General features: G+C 72.5%; 6 protein-coding genes and 1 pseudogene. 5 read left to right on the plus strand and 2 right to left on the minus strand.

Features of this window, described 5'->3' with window-relative positions:
• Window positions 1-15: 15 nt before the first annotated feature.
• A pseudogene (locus ACLVWQ_RS37075) lies at window positions 16-687 on the plus strand (ABC transporter ATP-binding protein); the annotation flags it as partial.
• Between the two features lie 124 nt (window positions 688-811).
• On the opposite strand, the gene ACLVWQ_RS37080 reads toward ACLVWQ_RS37075, so the two are convergent.
• Window positions 812-1,777, minus strand: coding sequence for a TauD/TfdA dioxygenase family protein (locus tag ACLVWQ_RS37080; RefSeq protein WP_414113677.1), 966 nt, complete (start codon window positions 1,775-1,777; stop codon window positions 812-814).
• 773 nt (window positions 1,778-2,550) lie between these two features.
• Between ACLVWQ_RS37080 and ACLVWQ_RS37085 the strand changes: the two genes are divergently transcribed.
• The 3 genes from ACLVWQ_RS37085 (at window position 2,551) to ACLVWQ_RS37095 (ending at window position 5,620) form a co-directional block, all read left to right on the plus strand.
• The gene (locus ACLVWQ_RS37085; RefSeq protein WP_414113678.1) at window positions 2,551-3,483 is read left to right on the plus strand and encodes a sulfotransferase domain-containing protein; all 933 of its coding nucleotides are present in this window, start codon (window positions 2,551-2,553) and stop codon (window positions 3,481-3,483) included.
• Between the two features lie 164 nt (window positions 3,484-3,647).
• Window positions 3,648-4,430: a thioesterase II family protein gene (locus tag ACLVWQ_RS37090; RefSeq protein ID WP_414113679.1), complete on the plus strand. Its 783-nt coding sequence runs from the start codon at window positions 3,648-3,650 to the stop codon at window positions 4,428-4,430.
• 38 nt (window positions 4,431-4,468) lie between these two features.
• Window positions 4,469-5,620 carry a glycine amidinotransferase gene (locus tag ACLVWQ_RS37095; protein WP_414113680.1) on the plus strand — a complete coding sequence of 384 codons (1,152 nt, stop codon included), beginning with the start codon at window positions 4,469-4,471 and terminating at the stop codon, window positions 5,618-5,620.
• Window positions 5,621-5,657: 37 nt separating this feature from the next.
• Here the strand turns inward: ACLVWQ_RS37095 and ACLVWQ_RS37100 are convergent, their stop codons facing one another.
• Window positions 5,658-6,566 (minus strand): 2OG-Fe dioxygenase family protein, encoded by a 909-nt coding sequence (locus ACLVWQ_RS37100; RefSeq protein ID WP_414113681.1) that lies wholly within the window; start codon window positions 6,564-6,566, stop codon window positions 5,658-5,660.
• Window positions 6,567-6,882: 316 nt separating this feature from the next.
• Here ACLVWQ_RS37100 and ACLVWQ_RS37105 point away from each other — a divergent pair.
• On the plus strand, window positions 6,883-11,732 hold a 4,850-nt coding region (locus ACLVWQ_RS37105), incomplete at its 3' end, for a beta-ketoacyl synthase N-terminal-like domain-containing protein (protein ID WP_414113682.1).

Consider the following 11,732-nt stretch of genomic DNA (forward strand, 5'->3'; position numbering starts at 1 on the left):
CTCGCCGTGGCGCCAGGACAGTCGCTGGCCCTCGTCGGTGAGTCGGGCGCCGGCAAGACCACCCTGCTGCGCCTCCTGCTGGGCCTGGCGCGTCCCACGGCCGGCACCGTCCGCTTCGACGGCGAGCCGCTCGCCCCGCGCGACCGGCGGCAGATGAGGCGCTTCCGGCGCGGCGTCCAGTGCGTGTTCCAGGACCCGTACTCCTCCCTCGACCCGAGTCGGCGCGTCGCCGCGATCGTCGCCGAACCGCTGCGTTCCCTGGGCCTCGACACCCGTACGACCGCCGCCCCGAAGGTGAGTGCCGCGCTCGAACGGGTCGGACTGCCGGCCGACGCGGCCTCCCGCTACCCGCACGAGTTCTCCGGCGGCCAGCGCCAGCGGATCGCCATCGCCCGCGCCATCGTGTGCGACCCGCGCGTCCTGCTCGCCGACGAACCCGTGAGCGCGCTCGACGTCGCCACCCGGGTCAAGATCGTCGACCTGCTGGCCGAGCTCAAGGAGGAGCGGCGGCTGACCCTCGTCATGGTCTCCCACGACCTGTCGGTCGTCGCCTCCCTGTGCGAGCGCACGGCGGTGCTGGAACGCGGCCGGCTGGTCGAACAGGGCGACACCGCTCAGGTGCTGGGCGCCCCGGCCCACCCGTACACCCGACGCCTGATCGACAGCGTGCCGCGGCTCCCGGCCTGAGCCGGCCGGCGGGTCGCGTCAGCCGGCCGGTGTCGCGTCCTGAGACCCCGCGGGACACCGTGTGACAGCCCGCGCTCCGTTGCGCGGGCGACAGCGCGGACTTCGGGGAGAGGGGGGCGCGGCCTCAGTAGCCGACGCGGGCGTTGACGCGGCGCGGGTAGTAGCGCTCGTCGCCGCTGCGCTCGTAGTCGGGCTTGCGCGGGGTGTCGCTCGTGGGAAGGTCCCCGGGGACGGTGACGCGCTGGCCGCGGCGGTACTCCTGGTAGTCGTTGATGGCGACGTGCTGGGTGGCCCGGTTGTCCCAGAGCGCCACGGTGTGCGCGTCCCAGCGGTGCCGGCAGGTGAAGCGCGGCTGCTCGGAGTGCTCGAACAGGTGCTGGAGCACGGCGTCGCTCTCCTGCCGCGTCAGCTGGGGGATGTGCGAGGTCCACAGCCGGGTGACGTACAGCGACCGGCGCCCGGTCTCCGGGTGGACCCGTACGACGGGGTGCTCGGCGGACATCTCGATGACCGGCGGGATCTTCAGCACGTGGACGGCGGTGAGGCCGTCAAGCAGCTCCTTGAAGGACGCGGACAGCGTCTCGTACGCGAGGTACTGGTTGCTCCACATGGTGTCGCCGCCCGAGGGCGGGCAGTGGACCAGGTGCAGGATCGAGGCGATGGGCGGATTGGGACTGAAGCTGACGTCGATGTGCCACTCGTCGGCCTTCCCGCCCTTGTCGGACTCGATGAGGGTGATCTCGGGGTGTTCCTCCAGCTTGGGCAGGAACGGGTGGACCTCGACGTCGCCGAAGCGCCGGCCGAGCGCCACGTGGGCCTTGGGGGTCAGGCTCTCCTGGCCGGGGAAGAACAGCACGAGGTGTTCGAGCATCAGCTCGTGGATCCGGTCGAACTGCGCGTCCGTGACCGTGTTCAGGTCGACTCCGCGCACCTCGGCGCCCAGTGCGCCGGAGACGAGGCGGATCTCGAACTCGTCGCCTGAGCCGGAGCCTGGGCCGGAAGCGGCGGCGGGCGCCGAGTCCGGGGCGGGCACGGCGTCGGCGGCGGTCACGGCTTCGGTGGTGGGCTGCGGGGATGCGGACTGCGTCACGGTGGAATCTCCTTCGTCTGTACGGGAGTCGGGGTACGAGGGGCGGTGGCGACGCGGTGGCTGCCCCCGGGGCCGGCCCGGTGGGCCACCGCTCACCCGCCGTGCGCCGGACAGGTACTCCGCCATCAGCGGGCAGTCCTCGAACAGCCGGTCGGGCGCGGTGCCTCGCCACGGTCGCCTCGCACCCGGTCCGCGTACTCCCTGCGCGACGCACCCGCGTCGACGGCATGTGTCACGTGAGCCCGACCTTCCGTGCGGAGGGAACCTGGCCGGCGTCAGGGGCCGGAGCGAGGCCGACCGTACGGCCGTTGCAAGGGATGCTCCCGAACGGTGGTGGCCGGGGAGATCGGTGTGAGCCGCCGTTACGTCACGACGGCTCGGCCCGCGGCGTGAAAACCGTGTACGAGCGCACCGGCCGCGGGGTCAGCGGGCGCCGCCTCCCGCCGGTCCCGGGGGACCGGGCGGCGCGGGGCCGTTCCCGTCCACGGCACGGCCCGCGTCCGACGCGGCGACGGACCCGCCGCGGTCCACCGCCGCGCGGCGGGCCGAAGATCCACCGCACGGCCGTAACTGTGGTGATCGTGGATGCCTCGCCCCGGCGGCGACGGCAGGTTGGGACGGTATCCGCCACCGGTCCGCTCTCCTGCGAGGTATGCCGTCATGCGTGTTCGTCCCCTGGTCCTGAACGACTGTCGCCCGGAACCGCCCGAGGCCACCCACGACGGTGGCGAACCGGCCCCGTGCGATGCCCTCCGAGCGGTCGGGGGGCGATGATGACGGCAGCACCACGTCGGTACAGTTCGCCGCAGCAGGACAGCGCCCGCTGGGACGACTTCCCGGTGCGTGAGGGCGACATCGTCATCAGCAGCCCGGCGAAGTCGGGGACGACCTGGGTGCAGATGATCTGCGCGTTGCTCGTCTTCCAGACGCCCGAACTCCCGAAGCCGCTGTCGACCCTGTCGCCGTGGCTGGACCAGCTGTTCACCCCGCGGGACCAGATGTACGCGCGCCTCGCCGAGCAGGAGCACCGCCGCGTCCTCAAGACGCACGTGCCGCTCGACGGACTGCCGCTCGATCCGCGCGTCCGGTACATCGTCGTCGCCCGGCACCCGCTCGACCGGGCCCTGTCCATGTACCGGCAGGCCGCCAACATCCGTGCCGAGTGGCTGCACGCCTTCCAGAGCGAGCCGGACGCACCGAACGTCAGGCAGCCCTCGCCCACGCTTCCGCCGGTGCGCGAGTATTTGCTGAACTGGTGCGAGGCCGGATCGTCCGACGGCTGGGAGCAGGACGTGGCCTCGGCCGAGCTCCATCATCCCCTCGACGCCTGGAAGCGGCGGGCGGAGCCGAACATCAAGCTCCTGCACTACGACGACCTGAGCGCCGACCTCGGAGGCCAGATGGCGGCGCTGGCCGAGTGGCTGGACATCACGGTGGACGCGTCGGTCTGGCCGGAACTGGTGAAGGCCGCGACGTTCGACGAGATGAAGGCCAAGGCACAGTGGCTGGCGCCGGACACCGAAGTCCTCACGGACCCGGTGGACTTCTTCCACGGAGGACGCTCGGGCGCCGGTCGCGAGGTACTGACCGACGCCGACGTGGCCGCGTACCGGAAGCGGGTCAGCACCCTCGCCCCGCGGCCGTTCCTGGAGTGGCTGCACCGGGACTCGCCCGCCGACGGCGGTGGAGCGAACGCCCTCGACTGAGTCGGGGCGGCCCCACACCGAGGACACCGACGGACGCAGGCCCCCCGCACCGCCGGTCCCCGTGACAGCGACCCCGTGAGGTGCAGAACGGCGCCAGGGCGCCGACGCCCTGGGCCGGACCGCACCGGATCCCGCCCCGACGAGCCGAAGGGAGCAGCCCCGCCATGGAGCTGAGCGCCGCGTCCACGAGCCCCTGGTTCCGCAGATTCCACCCGCGTCCGGACGCCCGGGTCGCACTGGTGTGCCTGCCGTACGCCGGAGGGTCCGCGAGCGCCTACTTCTCCCTGTCGGAGCGCCTGGCCGCCGAGGTCGACGTCCTCGCGACGCAGTACCCCGGCCGCCAGAACCGGTTCCACGAACCCTGCCTGGAATCCGTGCAGGAACTCGCCCGCGGCGTCTTCGACGACCTGGGTCCGCTGATCGCGGGACGGCCCTTCGCCCTGCTCGGGCACAGCATGGGCGCCGCCGTCGGCTTCGAACTGGCCAGGCTCCTCGAACGCGAGGGCCCCGCCGCCCCGCTGGCCCTGTTCGCCTCCGGCCGTCGCGCCCCGTCGATCGAGAGCGACCGCGGCGTCCGCTTCCTCGACGACGCGGGCGTCGTCGCCGAACTCCAGAGCATGGAGGGCACCGACGGCCGCATCCTCGACGAGCCCGAACTGCTGCAGCTCCTCCTGCCGTCGGTACGGGCCGACTACGTCGCCTCGGAGACGTACGACGCGGGACCCGGCGCGATCGTGGGGTGCGACGTCGTCGCGCTCGCCGGGGACCGGGACGCCCACGTCGGGGTCGACCAGGTGGCCGACTGGCGCGACCACACCACGGGCGCCTTCGACCTGAAGGTCTTCCCCGGCGGCCACTTCTTCGTGACCGACCACGAACCGGAGATCGCCTCGCTGGTCACCGCCACCCTGCGGGCCGCCGCCCGCCCCGGACACCCCACCCGCTGAGAGAGAACCAGCCATCCCGATGAGTAGGCGGTCCCCCCGTGCGCTTGAACAGTTTTGACGAGTGGTCGCCCCTGCGCGAAGTCGTCGTCGGATCCGCGCGGAACTATGTCTCGCACGAGCGGGAACTCTCCTTCGACCTCTTCTTCCACGACAACCTCGCCCAGGACAACCCCGGCCGGTCCGAGTGGTACTACCCCCGGCTCACGGCGCGGCGCGAGGGATCCGGCCGGCAGCGGCTGCCCGTGGCCCGGAAGTACGTCGACGAGCTGAACGAGGACCTGGAGGGCCTGGCCGACACCCTGCGCACCCTCGGTGTCACCGTCCACCGGCCCCTCGCGCTGCCCGCGGACACCGCCGAGGTCACCACCCCGGCCTGGTCCGCCTCCGTCGTACCGCCGCTCAACATCCGGGACAACACACTCATCGTCGGCGACGAGATCATCGAGACACCGCCGATGATCCGCTCCCGCTACTTCGAGACCCAGTTCCTCAAACCGCTCTTCCAGGACTACTTCCGCAGCGGCGCCCGCTGGACCACCATGCCGCGCCCCATGATGACCGACACGTCCTTCGACCTGTCGTACGTGCGCACCGCGACCGCGGGCGGACCGACAGAACCCGTGGAAGAACCGCGGCCCTCGCCCTGGGACGTGGGCCTGGAGATGATGTTCGACGCGGCCCAGTGCCTGCGGCTCGGCCGGGACATCGTCGTCAACATCGCCACCGAGAACCACGCGCTCGCGGTCACCTGGCTGGAGCGCCACCTCGAAGGCCGGTTCCGCATCCACCGGGTGCACCGGCTGAGCGACAGCCACATCGACAGCATGGTCCTGGCCCTGCGCCCCGGCCTGCTGCTGGTGCGCTCCGAGGCGGTCGCGGACGCGCTGCCGCCCGAACTGCGCCGCTGGGACCGGATCGTCGCGCCCACCCCGCGGCAGAACAGCTTCCCGCGGTACGACGACGACGCGCTCATCCTGACGAGTCCCTTCATCGACCTCAACGTGCTGTCCGTCGACCCGGACACCGTCCTGGTCAACGAGGCCAGCCCCGAACTGGTCCGGACCCTGGAGGCGGCGAAGTTCACCGTGGTCCCCGTACGGCACCGCCACCGGCGCCTCTTCGGGGGCGGGTTCCACTGCTTCACCCTCGACACCGTCCGTGACGGCGGTCCCGAGGACTACCTCACCTGACGTCGAGGGCGGCGCGCCCCGGCCCCCGAGGGCGGGGTCAGCCCGCTGTGCGCGCCGTCTCGTCCAGGGTGTTCAGCGCCACCGTCATCGGCATCGTCGCGTGCGGCGCCGGAGAGTCGAACTCGTAGGAGTGGTGGTCCCTGCCCACCGGCCGGCGGGTCAGGAACGCCAGCAGGTCACGGGTGGCCGGCCGGTCCGGGTCGGCCGCGTACAACGTCGAGACGCTGTGCTTGAGTTCGTGGTCGACGATCAGGCACGTGTCGAGGAAGTCGCGGTGCTGGGCGCGCGCACGCACCAGCTCCGGGTCGGTGTCGTGCCACCGGGTGCCGTTGACCTCGTCCATCTCGTGCAGGAACGTGACCGCGCTGTCCTCGGTCATGTTGGTGCTGCCCAGATACGTCGTCATGGTGTGGTCGACGCCGTCGCTGTGCACCCCCTCCAGCGCCGGTTCGCCGACCAGGTCGCGGGTGGTGGTCGTGCGCACGTTCAGCAGGGTGCACACCCAGCGGTCGCTGTCGTAGTCCAGCTTCGGACGGGGCTCGACCGTCATCCCGTCGAACACCAGGTACTTGAAGACGAACAGCGCCTGGAGCGCCGTGTTGAGCTGCAGGTCGTCGCGGATCTCGTCGAAGACCCGGACCTGCCCGGCGTCGTGCCGTACGAAGTCGTCCTCCGTGGACAGCATGAACGGCTGGAACTCCAGCCGCCGCACCTCCAGGGCGACGGGGTCGAAGCCGAACCGCCCGGTGCGGGTCTTGCGGAACGGGAGCGTCGGATCGCTCTCCAGGGCGTCGCTGACGGTGACGAGCCGGTCGAGGTCCTCGTCCGTGGCACCCAGCGCCTGCACGATGCGGACCATCTGCTCGCCGGGTACAAAAGCGAGACGGTCACGGACATAGGACGAACGTATCTCTGCGATCTCGGAAGTCAGACTGTCGTTCGGCATTCCCGATTTCCTCCAGGATAGATGCGGTATGAGCCGCGGGAATTAGCGTCAGGTCTACCACCGGCCAACCCGGAAAGGCAATGCCGTCCGGACTGCGGTGCACCGCAATGTGGCGGAACACGCCTGGTCGACTTCGTAACGGCGGCGTTCACGGATGTCTTCCCCGCCCGTGCGGGGAATCGTGGGGTATTCGCGTGGAGTGCTGTCGCGCGAATCATGCTGTCACGTTAATCCGGAAGGTAATTCCGGAGGGCCGCGGCACAGGTCTTGATTACGTTCTTCCGCTTTTCTTTCCAGGGTCAAGGGAGTCGCACTCATGAGGGCAGCGGACGGCCGGGAAACGGCGCTTGCGGTCGTCGGTGTCTCATGTCGCTTTCCCGGGGCGCCGGACCCGGACGGGCTGTGGCGGCTGCTGGCCGCGGGCGAGAGCGGCGTCGGCGAGGTGCCGGCCGGCCGCTGGCCGGACCCCGCCGCCGGGCGTACGCCCCGCCGGGGCGGCTTCCTGGAGAACGTCGACGAGTTCGACGCCGCGTTCTTCGGGATCTCGCCGCGTGAGGCACCGTTCGTCGACCCCCAGCACCGGCTCGTCCTGGAACTCGGCTGGGAGGCACTGGAAGACGCCCGGATCGTGCCGGAGCAGGTACGCGGCAGCCGGCTCGGCACGTTCGTCGGCGTCACCGGGGACGACTACGCGCATCTGCTGTTCCCGCACGTCCAGGCGCTCGCCACGCAGCACGCGCTGCCCGGCGTGCAGCGCGGGGTCATGGCCAACCGCCTGGCCGCCTTCCTCGGCGCCCGCGGTCCGAGCCTGACGGTCGACACGGCCCAGTCCTCCTCCCTCGTGGCCCTCCATCTGGCGGCCGAGAGCCTGCGCGCGGGAGAGTCCGACACCGCGCTCGTCTGCGGCGTCAACCTCCATCTGCTGCCCCAGAGCGTGCTGCTCGCCGAGCGCCTCGGCGCGCTGTCCCCGCGAGGCCGCTGCTTCACGTTCGACGAGCGTGCCGACGGCTACGTACCGGGCGAGGGCGGCGGCGCCGTCGTCCTGAAACGGCTCGACACCGCGCTCGCCGACGGCGACCGCGTCCTGTGCCTGGTCCGCGGCAGCGCCACCAACAACGACCCGGCCGGCGCGACCTTCACCACGCCGACCGCCGCCGCCCAGTCCGACGTCCTCACCCGCGCGTACCGGAGCGCCGGAATCTCCCCGGACGCCGTCGACTACGTCGAACTGCACGGCACCGGCACCCCCACCGGGGACCCCGTCGAGGCCGCCGCGCTGGGCGACGCCCTCGGCCGCCACCGCGGCGCCGACCGTCCCCTCGCGGTCGGCTCCGTCAAGACCAACATCGGTCACCTCAGCGGTGCCGGCGGTATCGCGGGCCTCATCAAGACCGTCCTGGCGCTCAAGCACCGCAGGCTGCCCGCCAGCCTCAACTTCGAGAACCCCCACCCCCGTATCCCGCTCGACGAACTGAACCTCCGCGTCCAGCGACAGCTCGGCCCGTGGCCCGGCGACCCGTCGCCCGAGCGTGAACTCGTCGCCGGTGTCAGCTCCTTCGGCATGGGGGGCACCAACTGCCATGTGGTGCTGACCGACTGGCACCCGCGGTCGCCGGAGCCCGTCACCGCGCCGGTCGCCCTTCCCGCGGTTCCGTGGCTGCTGTCCGGACGCGGCGAGGCCGCCCTGCGCGACGCCGCGTCGCGCCTCGCGGGCGGCGAGGCGGTGAACGGTACGGAAGGCCCGGCGGCGGACGCGGACATCGCCTGGTCCCTCGCGTCGTCACGGACCACCTTCGGACGGCGTGCGGCGATCGTGGCGCCGTCGCACGAGGGCCTGCTGGCCGGGGTGCGCTCGCTGGCCGACGGCACGGCGGCGCCCGGTGTCCTGCTGTCCGGCGAGGCGGCGCCGGGCGACGTGGGGGTGGTGTTCTCCGGGGAGGGCTCGGAGCGCGGCGGCACGGGTGCGGGCCTGTCCGCCTTCCCGGTGTTCGCCGAGGCGCTGGCGGAGGTCTGCGAGGCGTTCGACGAGGTGGCCGCGGAGGTCGCCGGCACGGTGGGGCTGTCGGCGCAGGATCGTGAGCGGTTCGGTGTGGAGCGCGGGGCGTTCGGCGCGGGTCTGCGGCGGGCCATGGCGGAGGGGCCGGAGAGGACGGACGGGACGGACGGCGCGCGAACCGGCTGGGCCCAGCCGGGGTCGTTCGCGTTCGGGGTGGCCGCGTGGCGTCTGCTGACCTCGTGGGGTGTCGAGCCGTCCGTGGTGGCCGGGCACTCGGTGGGAGAGCTGGTGGCCGCGCAGGTGGCCGGCGTGTGGTCGGTGCGGGACGCCGCGCGGGTGGTGCTGGCGCGCGGCTGGCTGACGGAGACGGCGCCGGCCGGTGGGCCGATGCCGGCGGCGTTCCACGAGGTGCTGTCCTCGGTCGGGTTCGGCGTCCAGCGGCTGGCGGTGGCGTCGCTCGGGACGGGAGCGCTGGCGGAGCCGGGGCTCTTGCAGGATCCCGCGTACTGGGTACGGCAGGCGGCGGAGCCGGTCCGGTTCGCCGAGGGCGTCGCCGCGATGCGGGACCACGGCGTGTCGGCGTTCCTGGAGATCGGCCCGGCGGCCGTCCTCACCTCCATGATCGAGGAGTCGGTACGCGCCTCGGGCGAGGGCGAAGTGGACGCGCCGGGGCTTCCCGCCGTCGTGCCTCTGGTGCGCGACGGGGAGGACGAAGGGTCTGCCTCGGTCCGGGCCCTGGCGCAGCTGTGGGTGGCCGGCGCCGACGTGGACTGGGCGCCCCTGCTGGGCGGCGCCCGGCGTGTCGACCTCCCCACGTACCCGTTCCAGCGCCGGCGGTTCTGGCTCGACGGCCTGCCGTCACCGGCCACCGCCGAAGGCGCCGCGACCGGCGCCGAGACCGCCGCGACCGGCGCGCAGCCCGACGACCACCGGTCCGCCGAAACCGCCGCCCGGCTGGCCGCGCTCACCGGGCCGAAGCGTGCCGCCGCGCTGCGCGAGCTGGTGCGCGAGCAGGCCGGCGTCGTCATGAAGGACACCGGCCCGGTCAACCCGGCCCTCACCTTCAAGGACCTCGGTTTCGACTCGGTGATGACCGAGGAGCTGGCCAGGGGACTGGCGGCGCGTACGGGCGTGCGGCTCAGGGCGAGCGCGGTGTTCGACCATCCGACGCCCACGGCGCTTGCCGCTCACCTCGGCGACCGGTTGACCGACACGGAGACGGACACCGACTCCAAGTCCAACTCCGACGCGGAGTCGGCCGAGGAGGACGCCGGGGGACTGGCGGCGCGTACGGGCGTACCGCTGAGGGCGAGTGCGGTGCCCGAAGGACCGACCGTCACCGTCCCCGTCCGGGAGGCGGGTTCAGCGCGTGAGGCCGACGAGCCCCTGGCGGTCGTCGGCATGGCCTGCCGCTACCCCGGCGGCGTCGCCTCGGCGGACGACCTGTGGCGCATGGTCGCCGACGGCGCGCACGCCGCCGCGACCTGGCCCGCGGACCGCGGCTGGGCCCCGACGCAGCGGTACGGCACGGGCTCGGGCGATCCCGCTCCCGGCGGCGGATTCCTCGACGGGGCCGCGGACTTCGACGCGGACTTCTTCGGTATCTCGCCCCGCGAGGCGCTGACGATGGACCCGCAGCAGCGCCTGCTCCTGGAGACCTCCTGGGAGGCCCTGGAGCAGGCCGGGTTGGATCCGGCCGGGCTGCGGGGCTCGGCCACCGGCGTCTACGTCGGCGCCACCACGCAGGACTACGGCCCCCGAGCCCACCAGGCCCCGGACCACCTCTCCGGCCAGCTCCTCACGGGCAGTACCCCGAGTGTGATCTCCGGCCGGGTGGCGTACACGTTCGGTTTCGAGGGTCCGGCGATGACGGTGGACACGGCGTGCTCCTCGTCGCTGGTGGCGCTGCATCTGGCGGCTCGGGCGCTGCGGTCGGGGGAGTGCGACCTGGCCCTGGCCGGCGGTGTCACCGTCATGGCGACACCCGGGATGTTCCGTGAGTTCGACCGGCAGGGCGGGCTGGCGGCGGACGGCCGCTGCAAGGCCTTCTCGGCGGACGCGGACGGAACAGCCTGGTCCGAGGGTGTGGGTGTGTTGGTGTTGGAGCGGTTGTCGGTGGCGCGGCGCAGGGGTCATCGGGTGCTTGCGGTGGTGCGGGGGAGTGCGGTCAATCAGGACGGTGCGTCGAACGGTCTGTCCGCGCCGAGTGGTGTGGCGCAGCAGCGGGTGATCCGGGCCGCGCTGGCGGACGCGGGGCTCGGGGCGTCGGACGTGGACGCGGTGGAGGCACACGGAACCGGGACACGGCTGGGCGATCCGATCGAGGCCGGGGCACTGCTGGCGACGTACGGCCAGGGGCGGGACCCGGAGCGGCCGTTGTGGCTGGGTTCGGTGAAGTCGAACATCGGCCATGCCCAGGCGGCCGCCGGAGTCGGCGGTCTGATCAAGATGGTGCAGGCGCTGCGCCACGGCGTGCTGCCCGCCTCGCTGTACGCCGAGGAGCCGTCACCGGGCGTCGACTGGTCCTCCGGAGCCGTGAAACTCCTGGCGGACGCACGCGACTGGCCGGAGAGCGGACGGGTACGGCGTGCGGCGGTGTCGTCGTTCGGGATCAGCGGCACCAACGCGCACGTGATCGTCGAGGAGGCCCCGGCCGAGGCCGAACCGGCGAACGGGCGACCTGTGCCGTCGGTCGTGCCGTGGGTGCTGTCCGGCCGCAGCGGCGCGGCGCTCCGGGAGCAGGCCGAGCGGCTGGCGGCCTTCGTCGAGTCGCGGCCGGAGGCGTCCGCGCTGGACGTGGGTGTCTCCCTGGCGACCGATCGCGCGGTGCACGCGCGTCGCGCGGTGGTCGCGGGCGCCACCCGACGGGAACTGCTGGACGCGGTAAGGGCATTGGCCCGCAAGACGGGTGACGGTGGTGAGGTCCCCGGCGAGGACACCGTGCCCCAGACGGTCTTCGTGTTCCCGGGTCAGGGGTCGCAGTGGGTGGGGATGGCGGTGGAACTGCTGGCTGAGGAGCCGGTGTTCGCCGCGCGGATGCGGGAGTGTGCGGCGGCTTTGGAGCCGTTTCTCGATGTTCCTCTGCTGGAGGTGTTGGAGGACGGGTCGGCGCTGGAGCGGGTGGATGTGGTTCAGCCGGCGTTGTGGGCGGTGATGGTGTCGTTGGCGGC

It is taken from the genome of Streptomyces sp. CWNU-52B (assembly GCF_047444975.1).
Lineage (GTDB): Bacteria > Actinomycetota > Actinomycetes > Streptomycetales > Streptomycetaceae > Streptomyces.